Here is a 23,494-nt window from a genome sequence, read left to right on the forward strand (position 1 = left end):
AATGGCCCGCCCTTGCTGATTAAAATCAATAAACAGACGACTAACGAACAGCGTAACAGCGTTTTTGCCATGGCTAAGGCATTTATGTCATAAGGATCTTGACCGGCAAAGACAGCGTAACATGTCTATGTAATGATAACAAAATGTTAAACTTTTGTGTGGTCTGGCCTGTTAGTACTGGAGACGGTTAACAGACATTAGGCGTACATGATGTGGGTTTATTCGGGATAAGCAGAACGCCGCTTTAAGAATATTCCCGAAAAGCGGCCTGATATTTAAGAGTAGGGGTGATGCCGTTAAGGCTTGGTTCAATTATTCTATGTTAAACTTTGCCTCGAATATCAAGAATGGTAATTGCATTGTGATTGTACGTAATACTTTTTTCTCTATTTTATTGTTTATTATTGGCCAGTTAACGTTTTGTTCTGTTGCACAGGCAGAGAACAACGCGACGGATAAAGGTTGGTTCTCTACTTTTACGGATAATGTTTCGCAGACCTGGTCAGCGCCTGAACATTATGATCTCTATGTCCCGGCAATAACGTGGCATGCGCGCTTTGCTTACGACAAAGAGAAAACGGATAAATACAACGAGCGTCCCTGGGGAGCGGGTTTTGGTCAGTCGCGCTGGGATGATAAAGGAAACTGGCATGGCATCTATCTGATGGCCTTCAAAGACTCCTTTAACAAGTGGGAACCGATTGGCGGGTACGGCTGGGAAAAGACCTGGCGCCCGCTGGCGGATGAGAACTTCCACGTTGGTCTGGGCTATACCGCCGGGGTGACCGCGCGCGACAACTGGAAGTACATTCCGATCCCCGTATTGCTGCCTCTGGCCTCTGTTGGATACGGCCCTGCAACGTTCCAGATGACCTACATTCCGGGAACGTATAACAACGGTAACGTTTACTTCGCCTGGATGCGTTTTCAGTTTTAACTGACAAAACATTACCTGGTGGTGAAAAAACGTGCAGCCGTTGATTCGTAAGCGATAAAAATCTGTCAGTGAAAATTAACGCGACTTTAGTCACTTTTTGTCAAAGATCCGCTGGACAAAAGGTCCCACAATTGTTGTACTGGTAACCGACACAGCATTTGTGTCGTTTTTTAATGTAAAGGTAATTTTGATGTCTAAGATTAAAGGTAACGTTAAGTGGTTTAATGAGTCCAAAGGATTCGGTTTCATTACTCCTGAAGATGGCAGCAAAGACGTGTTCGTACACTTCTCTGCAATCCAGTCTAATGGTTTCAAAACTCTGGCTGAAGGTCAGCGTGTAGAGTTCGAAATCACTAACGGTGCCAAAGGCCCTTCTGCTGCTAACGTAATCGCTCTGTAATTCAGACGCGTCAGCAAGAATTTCAAAACCCGCTCATTGAGCGGGTTTTTTTCGTTATGAATCAGCCAAGCAGGTAAATTTTCAGGAAGCTGGCCACGATCAGTACGCTCAACAACACCATGCCTGCGCTCATCAGACTCTGTTTCATTTGTCACCCTCGTTCAGTATTGCCTTCAGAGTGACAGAGAAAAATTAAGCCAACATTAACGCTCCGGCAGTTAATGCGTGCTTACAGAGGAAAAAAGCCAAAATGCGATCCCCGTCATCGCGAAAGATCCGATCATGTTGATCGCGATATTCACCAGCGCCCAGCCGATACGTCCTTCCTGAAAGAGAAAAACCGTTTCCGCGGAAAAGGTTGAAAAGGTGGTCAAACCGCCGCAGAAGCCGGTGGTAATCAAGACTTTCCACATGGGATCGATGTGCGTCATCCGGTTAAACCAGGCCAGCCCCATACCAATAATAAAAGCACCAATCAGGTTGGCGGCCAGCGTTCCTAATGGAATCGCCTGGTGCAGGGGATTAAACCGCATACTCAGTAACCACCTCGCAACGCTCCCCGTGCCTCCACCAATAAAAACAGCTAAAAGGAGTTGTAACACGCTAAATACCTGCTATTTGATGTGTAAGAGTAGCGAGTTTAACGCTGTTTATAATGAGGGGACAAATATGTATGTTGCGGTAGGGCAGTTTGCGGTCACGCCTGACTGGCGGGTTAACGCAGTGCAGTGCGTTAACCTGATGATACAGGCCCGACAGAAAGGCGCGTCGCTGCTGGTGCTTCCTGAGGCGTTGCTGGCAAGGGATGATAACGACCCGGATTTGTCCGTGAAGTCTGCACAGGCCCTTGACGGCGAATTTTTACAACAGCTGCTCGCCCAGAGCGTAGGCAGTACGATGACCACCGTCTTAACCGTGCACGTTCCCTCAACGCCGGGTCGCGCAATGAATACGCTGGTGGCTATCCGTGACGGTGCCATTGTTGCGCGCTACGCCAAGCTTCATCTCTATGATGCGTTCAGCATCCAGGAGTCGCGACGCGTTGATCCGGGAGATGTCGTCCCACCGCTCATTGATATCGACGGGTTTAAGGTGGGGTTGATGACCTGCTATGACCTGCGTTTCCCGGAGCTGGCGGTGCATCTGGCGCTGCAGGGGGCGGAGGTGCTGGTATTGCCTGCCGCATGGGTTAAGGGGCCGCTAAAAGAGCAACACTGGGCTACGCTGCTTGCTGCACGCGCGCTGGACACGACCTGTTATGTTGTTGCCGCCGGGGAGTGCGGCAATAAAAACATCGGGCAGAGCAGGGTGGTTGATCCCCTGGGAGTGACGATTGTCGCCGCAGCGGAAGCGCCGGTTCTGCTGATGGCGGAGATAATTTTAGAAAGAGTTGCGCTTGCGCGTCAGCAATTACCTGTTCTTCGCAACCGTCGCTTTGCGCCACCGCAATTATTGTGATGTTTTTTTCAACAATGCTTGATTCACCTTGTTACAGATTGCTATTGTGTGCACGCGCCAAATGACCGTTAATACGATCGGGTTTTGGCGCTGAATGCAGCCTGTTTTAAGTAAAGAAGGTATCTATGGGTGAGATTAGTATTACCAAACTGCTGGTGGTTGCCGCACTGGTCGTCCTGCTGTTTGGTACCAAGAAGTTACGCACGCTGGGTGGTGACCTGGGGGCTGCCATCAAAGGCTTCAAGAAAGCGATGAACGACGATGACGCAGCCGCGAAGAAAAGCGCTGACGACATCCCGGCAGAGAAGCTTTCCCACAAAGAGTAACGGCAATGCCTGAGGGCTTGCGAAAAAAAACCGGCTCATGAGGCCGGTTTTTTTGCATTACTGTAAATGAATATTACGGTGTTATTTGACTTCTTCGCCTTTCGCCTGCATATCCGCATGGTAAGAAGAACGAACAAACGGACCACAAGCCGCGTGGGTAAAGCCCATCGCCAGCGCTTCGGCTTTCATCTCGTCAAATTCATCCGGGCTCACGTAGCGCTGTACCGGCAGGTGGTGACGGCTTGGCTGCAGATACTGGCCGAGCGTCAACATGGTCACACCGTGGCGGCGCAGATCGCGCATGACGTCGATGATTTCGTCATTGGTTTCACCCAGACCAACCATCAGACCTGACTTGGTCGGGATATGCGGATGTGCTTCTTTAAAGCGCTCCAGCAGCTTCAGAGACCAGTTATAGTCGGCTCCCGGACGCACCTGACGGTAAAGACGCGGAACGTTCTCCAGGTTGTGGTTAAACACATCTGGCGGCGTCGCGGTCAGGATATCCAGCGCGCGGTCCATACGGCCGCGGAAGTCAGGAACCAGCGTTTCGATTTTGATGTTCGGGCTTTTTTCGCGAATGGCAGTAATGCAGTCAGCGAAGTGCTGAGCCCCGCCATCACGCAGATCGTCGCGGTCAACGGAGGTGATAACCACATAACGCAGCGCCATGTCGGCGATGGTTTGCGCCAGTTTTTGCGGCTCGTTGGCATCGGGGGCCACCGGGCGGCCATGCGCCACGTCGCAGAATGGGCAGCGGCGGGTACAGATGGCACCCAGAATCATAAACGTCGCGGTGCCGTGATTGAAACATTCAGCAAGGTTCGGGCAAGAGGCTTCTTCACAAACAGAGTGAAGGCCATTCTTACGCATCGCCGCTTTGATCCCCTGGATACGCGAAGAGTCTGCCGGAAGTTTGATTTTCATCCATTCCGGTTTTCTTAACAGCGCCTCGCGCTCTGTAGCCACGTTTTTAACCGGGATAAGGGCCATTTTATCGGCATCGCGGTATTTAACACCGCGTTCCATCACAATGGGTTTACTCATAGCGTGCGTGTTCCAGTTGCGAATATCGAAGGAAAGCGTTTCAATTCAAGGGAATGTTGTATTTATCAACTATTTTTGAACGAACGACAGGCAGTATATCATTTATAGGGGCGTTAAAGCAGCCTGCCAGGTCGCCAATTTGTAAAATAGTTGTTGTTTTGTGCCTTTTGCCCTGCGAGCGGCAGGGACGTGTACGGGTACGCTCTGTCAGAAGGCCTGACGGATAATGCGGATGACGTTTTCCAGTACCGGATCGCGCAAGCTGAGCTTGTTGTAATGCAGTGAAATCTCGATAGATTCTGCATTGAGCTGGCTTAGCGGAATACTCTCCAGCGGCCAGCATTTCCGCAGCAGGTTATACAGGCGTGAAGGCATGATGCACAGCATATCGCTGCTGCCAATCAGGGATGCGGTGGTGAACATATTGTAACTGCTGAAACTGATCTGACGTTCCGGGAAAATTTCGTCAATACGCTGACGCAGAGCGTGATTAGATTGCCCTTCGGTCATGAAAGACGAGTGGTCGTAGTTGCGCAGGTTTTCAATGGATAACGGCTCGCTGAGGACGGGGTGCTGCTTGCGGCAAACCAGCACCAGGTTATCGGCGTAAAGCACATTTTGCCCCAGCGCTCGGGCGCTAAAGCTGCCGCTTTCGATGACCAGGTCCGTCTGGAACTGAGCAAGCTGAACGTCAGGTTCGTTAAGAGGCACATTGCGAAGCAGAAGCTGAGGCGCATGCTCTTTCACGGCCTGGAAGATCGCGGGCATCACCAGCACGCCGACAGAAGGGGAGCAGCCGATGGTGATGGTTCTCTGTTTGTCATAGCTTCCGGTTAAATCCAGCGCACCCAGAATCGACTCCAGCCCCTGGCTGATGTATTCGTGGAGATGTGTCGCATAGGCCGTTGGCGTGACGCCCTGGCCCTTACGGATAAATAAGGGGTCGGGAAATATAGCCCGTAGCTTTTGAATTGACTGACTTATTGCCGATGGCGTGAGATTAAGAATTTTCGCAGCATTAACGATACCCTTATGGACATATACTGCCTCAAAAATAGTCAGTAAATTGAGATCAATATTACGTAAAGTCCGAAAAATTTGCGGCTTATCTTCGCCACCAGGGTCATTCAGGCGTTTGGCTGGTAAATTATTATACTCCACGCTTTCACTCCGTATACATTCACAACATGAATGATAGTTCAATTTATTTATTATGCTTGTAGAGATTCGTAAAGTGTTGCTTTTGTTCCACTTGTTTATCAAAAACAAACAGTTGTGTGATTATCACTCAAGTTACTTAGCCTGTGTATGCCGTGCTGTCCGGAGGCTAAATAATATGTAAGGGCAATATTCGGGCGCTTCGAAAATATAGAATCTGCGGATTATTGTAAAGCGTAAAAGCGGTAAATAAACAGTGGCCCGTCAAATTATCGAGCCATTCTGGATGATATATTAAGCAGGGATATATTCGTGCGGGGGATTGTTAAGTAGTGCTAACACATTCTTCAGAAGCACGGGACGTATATTTTCTGGCGTAGCGGTATCGACCCACTGGCGCATTTGCGTCATTTCCATGCCGGCGTAGCCGCAGGGGTTTATGCGCTGGAAAGGCGTAAGATCCATATTAATATTCAATGCCAGACCGTGGAAGGAACAACCTTTACGAATACGTAGCCCCAGAGAGCAGATCTTCATTTCGCCAACGTAGACGCCCGGCGCATCGGCACGCGGATGCGCGTCAATCCCATACTCCGCCAGCGTGTTGACGACGGTCTGTTCCAGTAACGTCACCAGTTCACGTACGCCAAGCTTTCTGCGCTTCAGATTAAGCAGGACGTACATGACCTGCTGACCCGGACCGTGGTAAGTCACCTGTCCGCCACGATCGCTCTGGATCACCGGGATATCGCCCGTCATTAATAAGTGTTCCGCTTTTCCCGCCTGGCCCTGCGTAAATACCGGCAGATGTTCGACCAGCCAAATCTCATCAGGGGTTGTGTCATCGCGTGAATCGGTGAACTCGTGCATAGCCTGAGAGACAGGCTCATAAGGTTGCAGCCCGAGATGACGGACCAGAATTTTATCCTGATACAAAACGCGTCTCCGAAGACGAGAAACAAAAGATGAGGGGGAGTATATCACAGCGGGGAAGAGGGGTTACCCGGTAAACCGGGTAACCGCAAAGGGACTACAGCACCATACGAACGATTTCGATATTGCCGAGCTCTTCGTACAGCGTCTCAACCTGCTCGATATGTGTGGCAGTGATGGTAATAGAAACCGAGTGGTAGTTGCCCTTGCTGCTTGGTTTTACTGACGGAGAGTAGTCACCCGGCGCATGGCGCTGTACCACTTCAACCACCTGATCAACCAGCTCAGGTTTCGCCAGACCCATTACTTTGTAGGTAAACGGGGTAGGGAATTCAAGCAGTTCGTTAAGTTTGGTTTTCATGTCAGCTCCGGCGTAACGTCAAAATGAATAACTCCCACGTCAGGTGGGAGTTATCAGGATACTTAGTATATGGGGATCAAAATCACACTTTCAAGTGTTCGATTTTTAGCCAAACCAGTGATGGAACATCAGTTTAATGTAATCAATGATTTTGCCGAAGAAATTGCCTTCAGGAATTTCTTCCAATACCACGAGTGGACGCTGGTCGATCGTTTTACCGTCCAGCTGGAAGTTGATGGTACCCACCACCTGGTTTTTATGCAGCGGGGCATGCAGTTCGGTGGTGTTGAGCACATAGCTTGCTTTCAGATCCTTCATACGACCGCGTGGAATGGTCAGGTAGAGGTCTTTATCCACGCCCAGAGAAGCACGATCGTTATCGCCGAACCAGACGGGTTCAGAAGCAAATTCTTTGCCTGCTTTCAGCGGGTTCACGGTTTCGAAGAAACGGAAGCCCCAGGTCAGCAGCTTCTTACTCTCGGTTTCGCGACCTTTAAAGGTGCGACCGCCCATCACGGCAGAGATCAGGCGCATCTGGCCTTCAGTGGCAGAGGCCACCAGGTTGTAACCGGCTTTGTCGGTGTGGCCGGTTTTGATGCCGTCAACGTTCAGGCTGTTATCCCACAGCAGGCCGTTACGGTTGGTCTGACGAATGCCGTTGAAGGTGAACTCTTTCTCTTTGTAGATAGAGTACTCGTTAGGTACGTCGCGGATCAGCGCCTGACCAATCAGCGCCATATCACGTGCGGAGCTGTACTGACCGTCTGCATCGAGACCGTGTACGGTCTGGAAATGGCTGTTCTTCAGACCCAGGGCATTTACGTAGCTGTTCATCAGGCCCACGAACGCATCCTGACTACCGGCGGCGAAATCGGCCATGGCCACGCAGGCATCGTTACCGGACTGCAGGTTAATGCCACGAATTAACTGAGAAACCGGAACCTGCATTCCCGGTTTCAGGAACATCAGCGAGGAACCTTTGAAAACAGGGTTCCCGGTAGCCCACGCATCGTTGCCGATGGTGACCAGATCCGTCTCTTTGAACTTACCGGCTTTCATTGCCTGGCCGATGACGTAGCTGGTCATCATTTTGGTCAGGCTGGCCGGGTCACGGCGGGCATCGGCATTCTGTTCTGCCAGCACTTTGCCAGAGTTGTAATCGATCAGGATGTAGGATTCCGCGTCGATTTGCGGAACGCCAGGGATCATGGTCTTGATATTCAGGTCATCAGCATGAGCTGCAGAGAGTGCAGCCGCGCAAAGGGCCGTGGTCAGCGCCATGCGCTGCACAAAACGAGCAGAAAAAGTGGTCTTCATGGTCAGAACTACGACATCCGTGATGGAATTAAAAAAAGTGCCTTACTATAGCAAATGCTATTCAGGCAGGCATCCGACTTTAAGCATGAGTTTGTGAATGTGTTTTACACAAACTGACATTTCTGATACCGCCGGTTAATTACTTCGTAACAGCGATAAAGGACTGCAGCTGTGCCTCGCTCTGCAAACGCTGCTGCAGGGATGCCGCCTGCGACTTGCTGGCAAACGGCCCCATCTGAATACGCCAGACCGCGCCGTTTTGCTCAACGCGTCCTGGCACGCCAAACTGCTGGCTCAGACGCTGCTGATACTGCTGGGCACGGGCCCGATCGCTCACTGCGCCCACCTGGACGACAAAGCCGCCGCTGGCTGCTGCGGGAGCGGCAACGGCTGCGCTCTGGGTCGTGACCGGAGCCGTTACCGGGGCAGGCTGCTGCACGACGGGGGCGGCAACAGGGGCTGGCGTTGGCTCACTGCCCTCCAGCACGCCCGAGGCTAAGTTCGTTGGTGCGCCAAGGAAGCCGCTGCTTTTTACCGGTGCGCCAGTGGCATCATCGCTTTGCAGCGTGTCATTGCTGATTGGGCGTATTTCTCCCGCCGGCTGAGAAGGCTCTGCCGGCGAGGAGACGCTTCCCATGCCGCCGTCCAGATTTGGGCGGTCGGGGAGGGCATAGGTCTGTTTCGCCACCGTGGTACACGCGGTTCCCGGTCCGGAGAGCGAACCATCCTGCGCCACGATAATTGGGTCAATGCGAACTTTGGTGTTGTTCGAGGTATTCAGGCGATCGGCAGACGCGCGGGACAGGGAAATCACCCGGTCATTACCGTACGGGCCGCGGTCGTTAATACGCACGACGATCATACGGCCGTTCGCCAGGTTGGTGATACGGGCGTAGCTAGGGATAGGTAGCGTGGGGTGCGCCGCAGTCAGCTGCATTGGGTCAAATGTTTCACCCGATGCCGTCAGGTTACTGCCCGGCTCAGCATCATAAATGGCGGCAAAGCCAGCCTGGCTAAAGCGGGACGGATCCTGCACAATTTTGTAGCTTTTGCCGTCGCGCTCGTAATCCTGATTCGCGCTGGCATTCAGCGGTTCATAAACGGGATCGGCACCGCTAATTTCAACGATTGGGCCATTACACACCGCAGGCTGCGGCGGCGCGACGGTTGCCTGTTGCTGACCATCATCACTTGTACAGGCCGCAAGTAAACTTGCCGCAATGCAGATACCCAGCCACTGCTTACGCATTCCGATCCCCTTATTTTTATACGCTTTTTGACAACATTTTTCTGTGGGTGTGGATCGACATCACGATACCAAACCCGGCCATCAACACGATCAGTGCCGAGCCTCCGTAACTCACCAGCGGCAGCGGTACACCTACCACCGGCAGAATACCACTCACCATACCAATATTTACGAAGACATAAACGAATAAAATCAACATCAGTCCGCCTGCCATGACGCGGCCGAAGGTGGTCTGCGCGCGGGCCGCAATCCACAAACCTCGCATGATGAGCAGCACGTAGAGCGCCAGCAGGATCAGGATGCCAACCAGTCCCAGCTCTTCCGCCAGTACCGCAAAGATAAAGTCGGTGTGGCGCTCCGGTAAAAACTCCAGCTGCGACTGGGTACCGTGCAGCCAGCCTTTACCGCGCAGGCCGCCGGAGCCAATCGCAATCTTGGACTGAATAATATGATAGCCCGCACCGAGCGGATCGGTTTCCGGATCGAGAAGCATCATGACGCGCTGGCGCTGGTAGTCATGCATCAGGAAGAACCACAGGATAGGGATAAACGCTGCAACCAGCACCACCGCGATACCAATCAGACGCCAGCTTAAGCCCGACAGGAACAGGACAAACAGGCCGGAGAGGGCGATAAGGATCGAGGTGCCGAGGTCAGGCTGCGCCGCAACCAGCAGTGTCGGCAGGAATATCAGCACCAGGGCGATAGCGGTATTTTTCAGCGACGGCGGACAGACGTCGCGGTTGATAAAGCGCGCCACCATCAGCGGGACTGCGATTTTGGCAATCTCCGAGGGCTGGAAACGAACAACGCCCAGATCCAGCCAGCGCTGTGCCCCTTTTGAGATGGCACCGAACGCATCTACCGCCACCAGCAAAATAATACAGAAGATGTAGAGATAGGGCGCCCAGCCTTCATAGACGCGCGGCGGGATCTGCGCCATTACCACCATAATGACCAGACCCATCGCGATCTGGCCGATCTTGCGTTCCATCATGCCGATGTCCTGGCCGCTGGCGCTCCAGATAACCAGGGCGCTGTAAACCAGCAGGGCCAGCAGGATCAGCAGCATGGCTGGGTCGATGTGAATTTTATCCCACAGCGATTTTTTATTTGGATTATCCGTCATGATTATTGGTCCTCCGCCGCAGCGGCGGCCGGATTTTCAGCCGGCAGTTCGGTGTTGTTATCACCCAGCATAATGTGGTCCAGGATCTGGCGCATGATGGTCCCTACCGCCGGGCCAGCGCCGCCGTTCTCCAGAATCATTGCCACCGCCACCTGCGGGTTATCATAAGGGGCAAACGCCGTCATCAGCTTATGGTCACGCAGACGTTCGGCAATGCGGTGTGCGTTATAGGTTTCATTGGCTTTCAGGCCAAAGACCTGCGCCGTACCGGATTTCGCGGCCACTTTATATGGCGTACCGGCGAAATACTTGTGCGCGGTTCCGTTTGGACGGTTTGCCACACCGTACATACCGTCTTTCGCTATTTCCCAGAAGCCGGAATGGATGTCGCCTACCGGCGCTTCATGGGGCTGCACCCACGGCACTTTTTTGCCATCTTCAACGGTGCTTTGCAGCAGATGCGGAACTTTCACCACGCCGTCGTTAATGAGGATCATCATCGCTTTGTTCATCTGAAGCGGGGTGGCCGTCCAGTAGCCCTGACCGATACCCACCGGTATGGTATCACCCTGATACCACGGCTTCTTGAAGCGCTTTAGTTTCCACTCGCGGGTTGGCATGTTGCCTGACCGTTCCTCAGCCAGATCCACGCCGGTGTAATGTCCGTAGCCGAATTTGCTCATCCACTCAGACAGGCGGTCAATGCCCATGTCATACGCCACCTGGTAGAAGAAGGTATCCGCAGATTCTTCCAGAGATTTCGTAACGTTCAGATGGCCGTGGCCCCATTTCTTCCAGTCGCGATAGCGTTTTTCAGAGCCCGGTAGCTGCCACCAGCCCGGGTCAAACAGGCTGGTATTGCGGTTGATGACGCCCGCGCTCAGCGCCGAGACCGCCACGTACGGTTTAACCGTTGATGCCGGCGGGTAAACGCCTTGCGTGGCGCGGTTCACCAGCGGGGTGTTAGGGTCATTCAGCAGGCCGGAGTAGTCTTTGCTGGAGATGCCGTCAACAAAGAGGTTCGGGTCATAGCTTGGCATAGAAACCATCGCCAGAATGCCGCCGGTGCGCGGGTCGGTGACCACCACGGCGGCGCGGCTACCCGCCAGCAGGGTTTCAATATACTGCTGCAGTTTGAGATCGAGCGTCAGATAGACGTCGTGCCCCGCCTGAGGCGGCACTTCCTTAAGCTGGCGGATGACGCGGCCACGGTTGTTAACCTCAACTTCTTCATAGCCGGTCTGCCCGTGCAGGACATCTTCGTAGTAGCGTTCAATCCCCAGCTTGCCGATATCGTGCGTCGCGGCGTAGTTCGCCAGCTTGCCGTCTTTATCGAGGCGCTCGACGTCTTTATCGTTAATCTTGGAAACGTAGCCAATCACATGCGTCAGCGCGGATCCGTAAGGATAGTAGCGACGCTTGTAACCCTTCACTTCCACACCGGGGAAGCGGTACTGGTTCACCGCAAAACGGGCGACCTGGACTTCCGTCAGATTAGTTTTAACCGGAATGGAGGTGAAACGGTGAGAGCGGGCGCGCTCTTTTTTGAAGGCCGCGATATCATCATCGTTAAGATCGACAACGCTCCTTAGGGCTTCCAGCGTATTCTGCACGTTATCGACCTTCTCCGGCATCATCTCGACTTGATAGATGGTGCGGTTTAACGCCAGAGGGGTGCCGTTACGGTCGTAGATAATGCCGCGGCTGGGTGCGATAGGCACCAGCTTAATGCGGTTTTCGTTAGAACGCGTCTGGTAATCGGTAAAGCGGACAATTTGCAGATTATAAAGGTTGGCGATCAGCACGCCGGTAAGCAGCAAAATCCCCGTAAAGGCGACCAGCGCCCGGCGCACAAACAGCGCGGACTCAGCCGTATAGTCGCGAAAAGAATTCTGTAGTTTCATCCGCTGCTTAATCTACCCTGGTCAGTCATTACTCGCGGTGATAGGGGTGGTTGGTAGTAATGCTCCACGCGCGATACAAGCTTTCCGCCACCAGGACCCGCACGAGCGGGTGGGGCAGCGTCAGCGCAGAGAGAGACCAACTTTGTTCTGCTGCCGCTTTGCAGGCGGGGGATAACCCTTCAGGTCCGCCAATCAACAGACTGACGTCGCGGCCATCCTGCTTCCAGCGCTCCAGTTCATGCGCCAGCTGCGGCGTATCCCAGGGTTTACCTGGAATATCAAGGGTGACGATGCGGTTCTTGCCTGCGGCAGCAAGCATCAGTTCACCCTCTTTGTCGAGAATACGTTTGATATCCGCGTTCTTACCGCGCTTCCCGGCGGGGATCTCCACCAGTTCGAACGGCATGTCTTTGGGAAAACGACGCAGATATTCAGTAAAACCGGTTTGTACCCAGTCCGGCATTTTGGTGCCGACGGCGACCAGCTGCAACTTCACGCATTAACCCCAGAGTTTTTCCAGCTCATACAGGCGACGGCTCTCTTCCTGCATGACGTGGACAATCACATCGCCGAGGTCAACAACCACCCAGTCAGCGGTCGCTTCACCTTCAACGCCAAGCGGTAAGAGTCCTGCTGCGCGCGATTCCTGAACCACATGGTCGGCAATCGAAACAACATGACGCGTAGAGGTACCGGTGCAGATAATCATGCAGTCGGTAATACTGGATTTACCCTTAACGTCGATAGCGATGATGTCCTGACCTTTCAGGTCATCAATTTTGTCGATAACAAAATCCTGGAGTGCTTTACCCTGCAAGTTTTCCCCCTGGGTGAATGAGATTGTACAACTATGAATTCGTGGCCAGACAGTATACCTGAACTGACGCCCCTGTCGGGACAAATGTCACCGTCCGGGCTTTTGAAGGCGGGTATCATCCCACCCTCCGCCTGAGATTGCATCGCCATTTTTGTAAAACAATTTCTGTAAAGCAACGATCGGCGGGAAAGTCTGGCAGCGGAGGATAACAGTATGGCTTAACCTGTCAAGGCAGGATAATCAATATGCTGCTTTTTATGCCCTCCGGCTATTTATCTGCGGTTTTCTGATACAACCCGTGCGTATGAATATACGCCAGCACCGGGGCAGGCAGCAGATCGTCACAGGCTAAACCCTGCTGTAAACGTTCGCGAATAACGGTCGCAGAGATGTCGAACCACGGCGTCTCCGCAAGATAAATCTTCCCGGCGGGCTGGTTGTGAAGATCTTCAACGTTATCGGTGAGATGGTCTTCAAGCCACTGCTGATATTGCGCTTCGCGCATGGTCAGCGGGTAGCCCGGACGGCGGCAGACGAGCAGGTGGCTGTTCCCCAAAATGGTTTCATACTTGTGCCACGTGGGGAAGTTGAGCAGGGAGTCCTGACCGATGATAAAGGCGAGCGGCTGGTCAGGCCCTTGCTCGGCCCGCCACTCCTGCAGCGTTTGCGACGTCCATGAGGGGGTGTCGCGACGCAATTCCCGTTCATCCAGCCTGAAGAGCGGCTTATCCGCGATAGCCAGAGCGAGCATCTCTTTGCGCTGCTCGCTGGTTGCTTCAGGCTGGGGGCGGTGCGGCGGAACATTATTGGGCATGATGGTAACGCGCTGCAGGCCGATCAGATTTGCCAGAATTTCTACCGGCTTCAGATGCCCGTAGTGTACCGGGTCAAAGGTGCCGCCATACAGGGCCTGTAAAGAGTGCATACTATCCATCAATAAATACGTCAGCCAGTGCCTTGTGGCAGAGCAGCAGGGAAAGGCTTTCCAGCTCCGCCCACACCGACTGGCCGTAATCTTGTTTTAGGGTAAGCTCGGCGCGCATCAGAAGCTGCACCGCCTGGCGCAGCTGTTCATGGCTCAGGCGGTTGATGGCCTCGGTGGTCATTGCCCGCCGGTTTTGCCACACCCGGTGTTTATCAAACAGGGAGCGTAACGGCGTATGGGCCGACTGGCGCTTGAGCGTTATCAGCAGCAACAGTTCGCGCTGCAGCGTGCGCAGCAGGATGACGGGTTCACTGCCCTCCAGGCGCAGCTGCTGGAGAATATGCAGGGCGCGTTTGCTTTTCGCCGACAACAGAGCATCCACCCAGTGGAAAGGCGTGAAGTGTGCGGCATCGTTAACGGCCTCCTCAACGCGCGGTAAGGTCAGCTTGCCGTCCGGCCAGAGCAGGGAGAGCCTGTCCAGCGCCTGTGCCAGGGCCAGCAGGTTGCCTTCATAGCAGTAGCAGAGCAGTTGGTTCGCCGCATCGTCCAGTTGAAGGTTGTGCTGCTTCGCTCTCGCGGCGACCCATTTAGGCAGGTGCGCCTGCTCAGGCGTCTGGCAGGTGACCAGCACCGCGTGGGTCGCAAGCTGGGTGAACCATGCCGCGTTTTCCTGCGCTTTGGTGAGCTTGCTGCCGCGCACAATTAACAGCAGATCGCTATGTAACAGGCTGACCAGCGTGGCGAGTTGCTCATTGATGGCAGCGTTAGGGCCGTTCTCCGGCAGCAGGATCTGGATTGTCTGGCGCGACGCAAAAAGGCTCATCGCCTGACAGAGTGAGAAGAGGGCGTTCCAGTCGGTGGCGTTATCCACCTGAACGGTATGGTGTTCATCAAAGCCCTGAGCCGCGGCCGCATGCCGCACGGCATCCAGGCTTTCCTGAAGTAGTAACGGGTCGTTTCCGAGCAGCAGATACGCCGCGCGCAGCCCTTCATTGAGCTGCGCGCGGAGTTGTTCAGGATACAGCCTGATCATCATTTACCCAGAGAGGTAGAAACAGGAGGCGTACTGGCATCCGGTTTTTCAATAATGTCAGAGCCTTCTCGGTTAGACGCTGCAATACCCGGCAGTTTGCGGATCAGTTGTTCCGCCGCCTTGTCGTACATTTCGTTGATGATAATCTGCTGTTCGGCATCTTTTGCCAGCGCGGTTTGCGGGTTATCAAAGAACGAACGATACACTTTTGCGCTGATCGGATAGATGTCTTTACCCGGGATCAGTACAGCCGCGTTGACCGACAGCACCATCTGATATTCAGCCGTGCGGCCGTCCTGGAAGATGGACGCCGTATCCTGGCCCAGCGTCATTCCCAGTACGCGCAGAGACGGTACATCCTGGCGCAGCGTACCTTTCTCAATAAGCTCAACGCCGTTCAGGCGCAGCTGATTACGAATGGCCCGGCTGAGCGGTCCGTTTGGATCCCCGGAATCAAAGATCATTGTTTTCATCTCAGCAGGCACCGCCGTGGTGTTGCGCAGATGCCAGCCACAGCCAGCGGTGACAAGCACCGCCAAAGATAAGAGTATTGTTGCCAGTTGTCGCACGTTTCCTCCCGCGCTTAGCCAACGACCAGATTGAGCAGTTTACCCGGTACGTAGATCGCTTTACGTAAGGTAACGCCCTCAAGATATTTCGCAACCAGAGGTTCCTGGCCCGCGCGCTCGCGAACCTGATCTTCAGTTGCATCGACCGCCACGGTAATTTTACCACGGACTTTGCCGTTGACCTGGACCACCACCAGCGTGGTGTTTTCCACCATCGCTGCTTCGTCAGCCACCGGCCACGGCGCGTTGTCGATATCGCCTTCGCCTTTCAGCTCCTGCCACAGGGTGAAGCTGACGTGTGGCGTGAACGGGTTAAGCATGCGAACCACGGCCAGCAGCGCTTCACGCATGATGGCACGATCCTGCTCGCCGTCCTGCGGGGCTTTCGCCAGCTTGTTCATCAGTTCCATAATAGCCGCAATTGCGGTATTGAAGGTCTGACGACGACCAATATCATCGGTCACTTTCGCGATCGTTTTATGAACATCACGACGCAGCGCCTGCTGATCTTCGCTCAGCGCAGCGGCGTTCAGTGCCGGAGCATCACCCTGTGCGGTATGTTCGTACACCAGCTTCCAGACGCGTTTCAGGAAGCGGTTCGCGCCTTCTACGCCGGATTCCTGCCACTCAAGGGTCATATCAGCCGGAGAAGCAAACATCATGAACAGACGTACGGTGTCCGCGCCGTAACGCTCAACCATCACCTGCGGGTCGATGCCGTTGTTTTTAGACTTGGACATCTTGCTCATGCCGGTATAAACCAGTTCATGGCCTTCAGCGTCTGTCGCCTTCACGATACGGCCTTTCTCGTCGCGCTCAACGATCGCATCAACCGGAGAAACCCAGTTACGCTCTCCGTTCGCGCCAACGTAGTAGAAGGCGTCTGCCAGCACCATACCCTGGCACAGCAGCTGTTTAGCAGGCTCGTCAGAGTTCACCATGCCGGCATCGCGCATCAGCTTATGGAAAAAGCGGAAGTAGAGCAGGTGCATGATGGCGTGTTCGATACCACCAATATAGATATCTACCGGCAGCCAGTAGTTGGCGGCGTCAGAATCCAGCATGCCTTCTTTGTACTGCGGGCAGGTGTAGCGCGCGTAGTACCAGGAGGACTCCATAAAGGTATCGAAGGTGTCGGTTTCACGCAGCGCAGGCTGGCCGTTAACGGTGGTTTTGGCCCACTCAGGATCGGCTTTGATCGGGCTGGTGATGCCGTCCATAACCACGTCTTCCGGCAGGATCACGGGCAGCTGATCTTCAGGCGTTGGCATGACGGTGCCGTCTTCGAGGGTCACCATTGGAATTGGCGCACCCCAGTAACGCTGACGGGAGACGCCCCAGTCGCGCAGACGGAAGTTCACTTTACGCTCGCCCACGCCCAGTGAGGCCAGCTTATCGGCGATGGCGTTGAAGCCCTCTTCGAAGCTGAGGCCGCTGAACTCACCGGAGTTGAACAGGGTGCCTTTTTCGGTCAACGCCTGCTCGGACAGGTCAGGTTCAGAACCATCGGCGGCCAGAATAACGGCTTTAATCGGCAGGTTGTATTTGGTGGCAAACTCGTAGTCACGCTGATCGTGACCCGGAACGGCCATGACTGCACCTGTACCGTACTCCATCAGAACGAAGTTTGCTGCCCAGACCGGGATCGCTTCGCCCGTCAGCGGGTGCTTAGCATAGAAGCCCGTCGCAACGCCTTTTTTCTCCATCGTCGCCATGTCGGCTTCGGCCACTTTCGTGTTGCGGCATTCGTCGATGAAGGTCGCCAGTTCCGGGTTGTTCTCTGCTGCTTTCTGCGCCAGCGGGTGACCTGCGGCCACGGCCAGATAGGTCGCACCCATGAAGGTGTCCGGACGGGTGGTGTAGACGGTCAGGGGCTGGTCGTAGTTCTCAACGTTGAAGGTAATTTCCACGCCTTCAGAACGGCCGATCCAGTTGCGCTGCATGGTCTTAACGGTGTCAGGCCAGTGATCCAGCGTATCCAGATCGTTCAGCAGTTCGTCAGCGTAAGCGGTGATTTTGATAAACCACTGCGGGATCTCTTTACGCTCAACTTTGGTGTCGCAGCGCCAGCAGCAGCCGTCGATAACCTGCTCGTTCGCCAGAACGGTCTGGTCATTCGGGCACCAGTTAACGGCAGAGGTCTTCTTATACACCAGGCCTTTTTTGTACAGCTCGGTGAAGAACTTCTGCTCCCAGCGGTAGTATTCCGGGGTACAGGTCGCCAGCTCGCGGCTCCAGTCATAGCCGAAGCCCAGCATTTTGAGCTGGTTTTTCATGTACGCGATGTTGTCGTACGTCCACGGTGCCGGAGCGGTATTGTTTTTCACCGCTGCGCCTTCTGCAGGCAGGCCGAACGCATCCCAGCCGATTGGCTGCAGAACGTTTTTGCCCAGCATGCGCTGGTAACGGGCGATCACATCACCGATGGTGTAGTTACGCACGTGGCCCATGTGTAGTCGACCAGAAGGATAGGGAAGCATCGACAGGCAGTAATACTTCTCTTTGCTCTCGTCTTCGGTTACTTCAAAGGTGCGCTTCTCGTCCCAGTGTTGCTGGACTTTTGATTCTATCTCTTCCGGGCGGTATTGCTCTTGCATGGCAGCCAGTGGTCCTGTGTTCAATACAGCTACAAAAATGTAGCCAATGGATGTGGTAATTCAGATCCGCATAGCATAGCCCAAACGCCCGCGTCAAAACAGCCTTTCGCGCAATTGCACTTTGCAGGAATTTACCGGGTCTGTGCTTCACCTGACAAAGCGGCGGCGAAATAAGGTCTATTATTAGAAATAGTTACTTACCCGGGAGGCAAAATGATGAACAAGGTTGCTCAATTTTACCGCGAACTGGTGGCGACACTGACGGAACGGCTGCGTAACGGCGAGCGCGATATTGACGCGCTGGTCGAACAGGCGCGTGAACGGGTGACGCAAACGGGTGAGTTAACGCGAACCGAAGTGGAAGAGGTGACGCGCGCCGTACGCCGCGATCTGGAAGAGTTCGCGCGCAGCTACGAAGAGAACCAGGATGAGATCGCCGACAGCGTCTTTATGCGGGTGATCAAAGAGAGCCTGTGGCAGGAGCTGGCGGATATTACCGATAAAACCCAGCTGGAGTGGCGCGAGGTGTTCCAGGATTTGAATCATCACGGCGTGTACCAGAGCGGTGAAGTGGTGGGGCTGGGGAATCTGGTGTGCGAGAAGTGCCATCACCATATTGCGGTATATACGCCGGATGTGTTGCCGCTGTGCCCGAAGTGCGGGCACGATCAGTTCCAGCGTCGCCCGTTTGAGCCATAAGTAAAAGCGCAGTTTAGTTCCCTCTCCCCGTGGGAGAGGGCCAGGGTGAGGGCGTCAGGCCGCACAATAGTAAGCAAGTCTTTCCGCCAGCAAATCCACAAACGCCTCCCGGTCGATATCCACCATCAGCGTCGTATTCGGTTTATTCCCCGTCAGCGAATAGTAATCCACCACCGTCATCCCCTGGGTATATTTCCCCTGCGTCTCCACGCCAACCCATCTGTCCACCGTGGTAAACATTTCAGGCTTCAGCAGCCAGGCGATGGTGCACGGGTCATGCAGCGGCGCGCCGTGAAAGCCCCATTTCTCGGCTTTGTGATACTCCATAAAGAAGTCGAGCAGCTCGGCTACGGTTGTCGCAACCGGGTTGCCCACGGCGCGGAAGCGCTCAATATCGTCTGCCATAATCTGTGCCCGATGCGTCACGTCCAGCCCCGCCATCACAATCGGCAGGCCCGACTGGAAGACGATCTCCGCCGCTTCCGGATCAACAAAGATGTTGAATTCGGCCGCAGGCGTCCAGTTCCCTAGCCCCATAGCCCCACCCATAATCACAATACGGGCGATTTTACCGCGCAGTTCCGGATGGCTGTTCAGCAGGAGCGCAACGTTGGTCTGCGGGCCGGTAGCCACCAGCGTCACGGGCTCTGCGCTTTCACGCAGTATCTTCGCCATCAGCTCCACGGCGGTGCAGTTTTGCGGTGCAAAGCCCGGCTCCGGCAGCGCCGGGCCATCCAGCCCACTTTCACCGTGAACGTTGTCGGCAATGATCAGCTCGCGCATCAGCGGCTTAACGGCGCCGCCTGCGACAGGAATATCGGTGCGTTTCAGCAGCGTCAGCATTCGTAAAACGTTGCGCAGGGTTTTGTCCGGCGTCTGATTTCCGGCGGACGAGGTGACCGCTTTCACGTCCAGTTCAGGGGAGGCAAGCGCGAGGACGAGCGCGATCGCGTCATCATGACCCGGATCGCAGTCGAGAATTATAGGGTGTGCCATAGCGTTCTCCATTCTTAGCATTATTTTGTGACAAGGTTAACGCTGCGATGTGACGCCGAATAGAAAAAGAGATCTAAAGCGTGAAGCAGTGCGCAATCCGCAGATTGCGCACCGAGAAGATTAATGCAGAATTTTCGCGAGGAAATCTTTGGCGCGTTCGGATTTCGGGTTGGCGAAGAACTCTTCTTTCGGTGAGTCTTCGACAATTTTCCCTTCGTCCATGAAGATCACGCGGTTGGCCACTTTACGGGCGAAGCCCATTTCGTGCGTCACCACCATCATGGTCATCCCTTCGTGCGCCAGCTCGACCATCACGTCCAGCACTTCGTTGATCATTTCTGGATCGAGCGCTGACGTGGGCTCATCGAACAGCATCGCCACCGGATCCATGCACAGTGCGCGCGCAATCGCCACACGCTGCTGCTGGCCGCCGGAAAGCTGTGCCGGGAACTTATCGGCATGTGCAGAAAGCCCCACGCGCTCCAGAAGCTTGAGCCCCTTTTCGCGCGACGCTTTTTTATCACGCTTGAGCACTTTGACCTGAGCCAGCGTCAGGTTCTCAATAATGGACAGATGAGGGAACAGCTCAAAATGCTGGAACACCATGCCGACGTGAGAGCGAAGCTGGGCCAGGTTGGTTTTCTTGTCGTTCACTTTCGTGCCGTTAACAACAATTTCGCCCTGCTGCACAGGCTCCAGACCATTAACCGTTTTGATCAGCGTAGACTTACCGGAACCGGACGGCCCGCACACCACCACCACATCGCCTTTTTTGACTTCGGTGGAGCAGTCGGTCAGCACCTGAAAGTGCCCATACCATTTAGAAACATTTTTCAGGGAAATCATTATACCGTCCTTTTCTTCAGCCAGCTGACCAACAGCGACGCGCTTAAACTAATCACAAAATAGACCGCACCCGCGAAGAGCACCATCTCGACCTGCGTACCATCACGTTCACCTATGGTCGACGCGGTACGGAAGAAGTCCGCCAGACTCAGAACGTAAACCAGAGAGGTATCCTGGAACAGCACGATACCCTGGGTCAGCAGGAGCGGAACCATGGCGCGAAACGCCTGAGGCAGAATGATGAGCTGCATGGACTGCCAGTGCGTCATTCCCAGCGCCAGCGCGGCGCTGGACTGCCCACGGGAGATACTCTGGATACCCGCACGGATAATCTCTGAATAGTAAGCGGCCTCAAACATCGAGAACGCCACCATCGCAGAGATCAGGCGGATGTCGGTTTTCGGCGACAGTCCCAGCACATTCTGTAAGAAGCCTGGAACAATCAGGTAAAACCACAGCAGCACCATCACCAGCGGGATGGAGCGGAAGACGTTAACGTAGGCAGTCGCAAACCAGGCGAGCGGCTTAAAGCTCGACAGGCGCATGACGGCCAGCAGGGTGCCCCAGACGATACCCACGACGATAGCGATCGCGGTGATCTTTAGGGTAATCACCAGGCCATCGAGCAGGTAAGGCATGGATGGAACAATAGAACTCCAGTCAAATTCGTACATTATTTGCCTCCCAGATTGCCCGGCAGGCGTACTTTGCGTTCAACCAGGTTCATCACCAGCATGATGAAAGCGTTAATCAGAACATACGCGAGCGTGATCGCGGTGAAGGATTCCCACGCGTGAGCGGAGTAATCCAGCAGCTTGCCCGCCTGTGCAGCCATATCCACCAGGCCGATGGTTGAGGCGATGGCCGAGTTTTTCACCAGGTTCATCATCTCAGAGGTCATCGGTGGAACGATAACGCGGTAGGCGTTAGGCAGCAGCACGTAGCGGTAGGTTTGTGGCAGGGTCAGGCCCATCGCCAGGCCCGCATTTTTTTGTCCGCGTGGCAATGACTGAATGGCGGCTCGCACCTGCTCGCAAACGCGCGCAGCGGTAAACAGCCCCAGACACATCATGGAGGAGACAAAGAACTGCACGTTCGGATCCAGCTCCGACTTGAACCACATGCCAATATTTTCCGGCAGCAGTTCCGGGATGACCAGATACCAGGTAAAGAACTGCACGATGAGCGGAACGTTACGGAACAGTTCCACATACAGTGTGCCAATTGTTGAAAGAAAACGGTTAGGGACGGTTCGCAGAATACCGAACAGCGAACCGACAAGAAACGCGATGATCCACGCCGTTATCGATAATGCCACGGTAACCTGAAAGCCGCTCCACAGCCAGCCAAGATAGGTGGTGTTGCCGAACGGGGCTTGTTGCAGGAAAATGCCCCAGTTCCAGTCTATTGACATAATAAACTCCAGAAAAAAAGAGGGTAGCAGCGCTACCCTCGAAGATTGGTGAGAAGCTCTTTTTTCGCGCTGAGTGGGGAACGACCACTCAGCGTATATGTCTGTCCATGCTTCCCGACAATCGAGAGGGCAGGAGATCCCGCCCCTGTTGTTCTAATTAGTTAAGAGCCTTGTCATTTGGAGATTTGAACAGCGCTTTCATATCGTCAGACAGTTCAAAGTTCATATTGAGATTTTTTGGTGGAATCGGGTTCTTAAACCACTTGTCGAACCATTTTTCCGCTTCGCCGGAGGTCTGCACCTGGGCGATAGTGTCATCGATCAGCTTTTTGAACTGCGGATCGTCTTTACGCAGCATACAGCCGTAGGCTTCTTTGGACTGCGCGGTACCGACGATATCCCAGTTGTCTGGTTTCTTCGCCTTCGCACGTTCGCCCGCCAGCAGGGCGTCATCCATCATAAACGCGACGGCACGACCGCTTTCCAGCGTACGGAAGGAGTCGCCATGGTCTTTCGCGCTGATGATGCGCATATCCATTTTCTTCTCGTCGTTCAGCTTGTGTAGCAGGACTTCAGAAGTGGTACCGGAGGTCACAACGACCGCCTTGCCTTTCAGGTCCGCAAAATCTTTGATTGCGCCGCCCTTCTTGGTCAGCAGACGGGTGCCCACGACAAAGATGGTGTCAGAGAAGGCCGCCTGTTTTTGACGCTCGAGGTTGTTAGTGGTGGAACCACACTCGAAGTCAAAGGTGCCGTTTTGCAGCAGTGGAATACGGTTCTGTGAAGTGATTGGGATCAGCTTCACCTGTAGGTCAGGTTTGTTCAGCTTTTTCTTCACAGCTTCAACGATAGCGTTGGAGTAATCCTGTGAATAGCCCACGACTTTTTGCGTGTTGTCGTAGTAAGAGAACGGGACGGAAGATTCACGGTGGCCGACCACGATGACGCCGTTTTTGGCAATCTTGTCGAGAGTGCTGCCTGCTGCCGGAGCGTCTTCAGCGTGAACCACGCCTGCGGACATTCCCATAACCAGCATTGCTGTGGCCAGTTTACGTAATTGCATACCCAACTCCTTTCTTATCAGCGCCAGTGACGCATAGATACCCATTGTGATGTTGTTATATCTCGCGCAATGCGAGTGCAGTGTTATGCAAGCTTGTTAACATTTAGTCTGGCTTAATGTAAAGATTTTGCTGCGTTATTGTTTATTTTTGCGAAGCGCGCCGCACCATTCAGAGGCAATAATCTCCCGTTGCACCGTTTCGGTGCTAGCGACGATCTACACTGGTGCGACAAGGTTGCACGTTAAGCCAGACAGCGTTTACGTGAATATATAAAGCAACAGGCGTGCCAGAATTGAAGATTGGGAGGAAATTGCC

The 23,494-nt window shown here is 54.1% G+C and carries 25 protein-coding genes; 5 read left to right on the forward strand and 20 right to left on the reverse strand.

The window, feature by feature from the left end:
• The first annotated feature begins 319 nt into the window (after nt 1–319).
• Both pagP and cspE read left to right on the forward strand, forming a co-directional pair.
• On the forward strand, nt 320–937 hold the full coding sequence (gene pagP / locus AC2FAJ_RS08420) for a lipid IV(A) palmitoyltransferase PagP (protein WP_186289810.1): 618 nt from the start codon (nt 320–322) through the stop codon (nt 935–937).
• Between the two features lie 190 nt (nt 938–1,127).
• Nucleotides 1,128–1,337 carry a transcription antiterminator/RNA stability regulator CspE gene (gene cspE / locus AC2FAJ_RS08425; RefSeq protein ID WP_002439184.1) on the forward strand — a complete coding sequence of 70 codons (210 nt, stop codon included), beginning with the start codon at nt 1,128–1,130 and terminating at the stop codon, nt 1,335–1,337.
• 218 nt (nt 1,338–1,555) lie between these two features.
• Here the strand turns inward: cspE and crcB are convergent, their stop codons facing one another.
• Nucleotides 1,556–1,939, reverse strand: coding sequence for a fluoride efflux transporter CrcB (gene crcB, locus AC2FAJ_RS08430; RefSeq protein ID WP_041910922.1), 384 nt, complete (start codon nt 1,937–1,939; stop codon nt 1,556–1,558).
• A 67-nt stretch (nt 1,940–2,006) separates the two neighbouring features.
• On the opposite strand from crcB, the gene AC2FAJ_RS08435 reads away from it, so the two are divergent.
• Together AC2FAJ_RS08435 and tatE are read left to right on the forward strand one after the other, a co-directional pair.
• Nucleotides 2,007–2,795, forward strand: a complete 789-nt coding sequence (locus AC2FAJ_RS08435; protein ID WP_485454033.1) for a deaminated glutathione amidase — start codon at nt 2,007–2,009, stop codon at nt 2,793–2,795.
• 125 nt (nt 2,796–2,920) lie between these two features.
• Entirely contained in the window at nt 2,921–3,121 is a 201-nt protein-coding gene (gene tatE, locus AC2FAJ_RS08440; RefSeq protein ID WP_028012332.1) for a twin-arginine translocase subunit TatE, read from the forward strand.
• A gap of 81 nt (nt 3,122–3,202) precedes the next feature.
• Here the strand turns inward: tatE and lipA are convergent, their stop codons facing one another.
• The 14 genes from lipA to leuS form a co-directional block, all read right to left on the reverse strand.
• Complete coding sequence (gene lipA, locus AC2FAJ_RS08445; RefSeq protein ID WP_028012333.1) at nt 3,203–4,168, reverse strand: lipoyl synthase; 966 nt, start codon at nt 4,166–4,168, stop codon at nt 3,203–3,205.
• 207 nt (nt 4,169–4,375) lie between these two features.
• Nucleotides 4,376–5,329 carry a YbeF family transcriptional regulator gene (locus AC2FAJ_RS08450; protein ID WP_041910920.1) on the reverse strand — a complete coding sequence of 318 codons (954 nt, stop codon included), beginning with the start codon at nt 5,327–5,329 and terminating at the stop codon, nt 4,376–4,378.
• A 291-nt stretch (nt 5,330–5,620) separates the two neighbouring features.
• On the reverse strand, nt 5,621–6,262 hold the full coding sequence (lipB, locus tag AC2FAJ_RS08455) for a lipoyl(octanoyl) transferase LipB (protein WP_028012335.1): 642 nt from the start codon (nt 6,260–6,262) through the stop codon (nt 5,621–5,623).
• 94 nt (nt 6,263–6,356) lie between these two features.
• Nucleotides 6,357–6,620, reverse strand: coding sequence for a DUF493 family protein YbeD (gene ybeD, locus AC2FAJ_RS08460; protein WP_003858718.1), 264 nt, complete (start codon nt 6,618–6,620; stop codon nt 6,357–6,359).
• A gap of 105 nt (nt 6,621–6,725) precedes the next feature.
• Nucleotides 6,726–7,937: a D-alanyl-D-alanine carboxypeptidase DacA gene (dacA, locus tag AC2FAJ_RS08465; RefSeq protein WP_028012336.1), complete on the reverse strand. Its 1,212-nt coding sequence runs from the start codon at nt 7,935–7,937 to the stop codon at nt 6,726–6,728.
• Nucleotides 7,938–8,076: 139 nt separating this feature from the next.
• Nucleotides 8,077–9,186, reverse strand: a complete 1,110-nt coding sequence (gene rlpA / locus AC2FAJ_RS08470; protein WP_041910800.1) for an endolytic peptidoglycan transglycosylase RlpA — start codon at nt 9,184–9,186, stop codon at nt 8,077–8,079.
• Nucleotides 9,187–9,202: 16 nt separating this feature from the next.
• Nucleotides 9,203–10,315, reverse strand: a complete 1,113-nt coding sequence (gene mrdB, locus AC2FAJ_RS08475) for a peptidoglycan glycosyltransferase MrdB (protein ID WP_013097590.1) — start codon at nt 10,313–10,315, stop codon at nt 9,203–9,205.
• Nucleotides 10,316–10,317: 2 nt separating this feature from the next.
• A complete protein-coding gene (mrdA, locus tag AC2FAJ_RS08480) occupies nt 10,318–12,219 on the reverse strand; it encodes a peptidoglycan DD-transpeptidase MrdA (RefSeq protein WP_028012338.1) in 1,902 nt (633 codons plus the stop codon).
• Between the two features lie 28 nt (nt 12,220–12,247).
• Complete coding sequence (gene rlmH / locus AC2FAJ_RS08485; RefSeq protein WP_003858701.1) at nt 12,248–12,715, reverse strand: 23S rRNA (pseudouridine(1915)-N(3))-methyltransferase RlmH; 468 nt, start codon at nt 12,713–12,715, stop codon at nt 12,248–12,250.
• A 3-nt stretch (nt 12,716–12,718) separates the two neighbouring features.
• Nucleotides 12,719–13,036, reverse strand: a complete 318-nt coding sequence (rsfS, locus tag AC2FAJ_RS08490) for a ribosome silencing factor (RefSeq protein ID WP_003858696.1) — start codon at nt 13,034–13,036, stop codon at nt 12,719–12,721.
• Between the two features lie 268 nt (nt 13,037–13,304).
• Nucleotides 13,305–13,970 (reverse strand): nicotinate-nucleotide adenylyltransferase, encoded by a 666-nt coding sequence (nadD, locus tag AC2FAJ_RS08495; RefSeq protein ID WP_028012339.1) that lies wholly within the window; start codon nt 13,968–13,970, stop codon nt 13,305–13,307.
• On the reverse strand, nt 13,963–14,994 hold the full coding sequence (gene holA, locus AC2FAJ_RS08500; RefSeq protein ID WP_060573629.1) for a DNA polymerase III subunit delta: 1,032 nt from the start codon (nt 14,992–14,994) through the stop codon (nt 13,963–13,965). The genes nadD and holA overlap by 8 nt, the downstream gene beginning before the upstream one ends.
• Nucleotides 14,994–15,563, reverse strand: coding sequence for an LPS assembly lipoprotein LptE (gene lptE, locus AC2FAJ_RS08505; protein ID WP_045630867.1), 570 nt, complete (start codon nt 15,561–15,563; stop codon nt 14,994–14,996). Before lptE ends, holA begins: the two co-directional genes overlap by 1 nt.
• A gap of 14 nt (nt 15,564–15,577) precedes the next feature.
• Nucleotides 15,578–18,160 carry a leucine--tRNA ligase gene (gene leuS / locus AC2FAJ_RS08510; protein WP_060573627.1) on the reverse strand — a complete coding sequence of 861 codons (2,583 nt, stop codon included), beginning with the start codon at nt 18,158–18,160 and terminating at the stop codon, nt 15,578–15,580.
• Between the two features lie 216 nt (nt 18,161–18,376).
• On the opposite strand from leuS, the gene AC2FAJ_RS08515 reads away from it, so the two are divergent.
• A complete protein-coding gene (locus AC2FAJ_RS08515) occupies nt 18,377–18,859 on the forward strand; it encodes a zinc ribbon-containing protein (protein ID WP_047363754.1) in 483 nt (160 codons plus the stop codon).
• Between the two features lie 54 nt (nt 18,860–18,913).
• On the opposite strand, the gene rihA is transcribed toward AC2FAJ_RS08515, so the two are convergent.
• The 5 genes from rihA to AC2FAJ_RS08540 form a co-directional block, all read right to left on the reverse strand.
• On the reverse strand, nt 18,914–19,855 hold the full coding sequence (gene rihA / locus AC2FAJ_RS08520) for a pyrimidine-specific ribonucleoside hydrolase RihA (RefSeq protein ID WP_060573625.1): 942 nt from the start codon (nt 19,853–19,855) through the stop codon (nt 18,914–18,916).
• Between the two features lie 120 nt (nt 19,856–19,975).
• On the reverse strand, nt 19,976–20,701 hold the full coding sequence (locus AC2FAJ_RS08525) for an amino acid ABC transporter ATP-binding protein (RefSeq protein WP_014883001.1): 726 nt from the start codon (nt 20,699–20,701) through the stop codon (nt 19,976–19,978).
• Complete coding sequence (gene gltK / locus AC2FAJ_RS08530; RefSeq protein ID WP_028012346.1) at nt 20,701–21,375, reverse strand: glutamate/aspartate ABC transporter permease GltK; 675 nt, start codon at nt 21,373–21,375, stop codon at nt 20,701–20,703. The genes AC2FAJ_RS08525 and gltK overlap by 1 nt, the downstream gene beginning before the upstream one ends.
• A complete protein-coding gene (locus AC2FAJ_RS08535; RefSeq protein WP_028012347.1) occupies nt 21,375–22,115 on the reverse strand; it encodes an amino acid ABC transporter permease in 741 nt (246 codons plus the stop codon). The genes gltK and AC2FAJ_RS08535 overlap by 1 nt, the downstream gene beginning before the upstream one ends.
• Nucleotides 22,116–22,272: 157 nt before the next feature.
• Complete coding sequence (locus AC2FAJ_RS08540; protein WP_014831086.1) at nt 22,273–23,178, reverse strand: amino acid ABC transporter substrate-binding protein; 906 nt, start codon at nt 23,176–23,178, stop codon at nt 22,273–22,275.
• Nucleotides 23,179–23,494 lie beyond the last annotated feature (316 nt).

This window comes from Enterobacter cloacae complex sp. 385G4, from assembly GCF_057320665.1.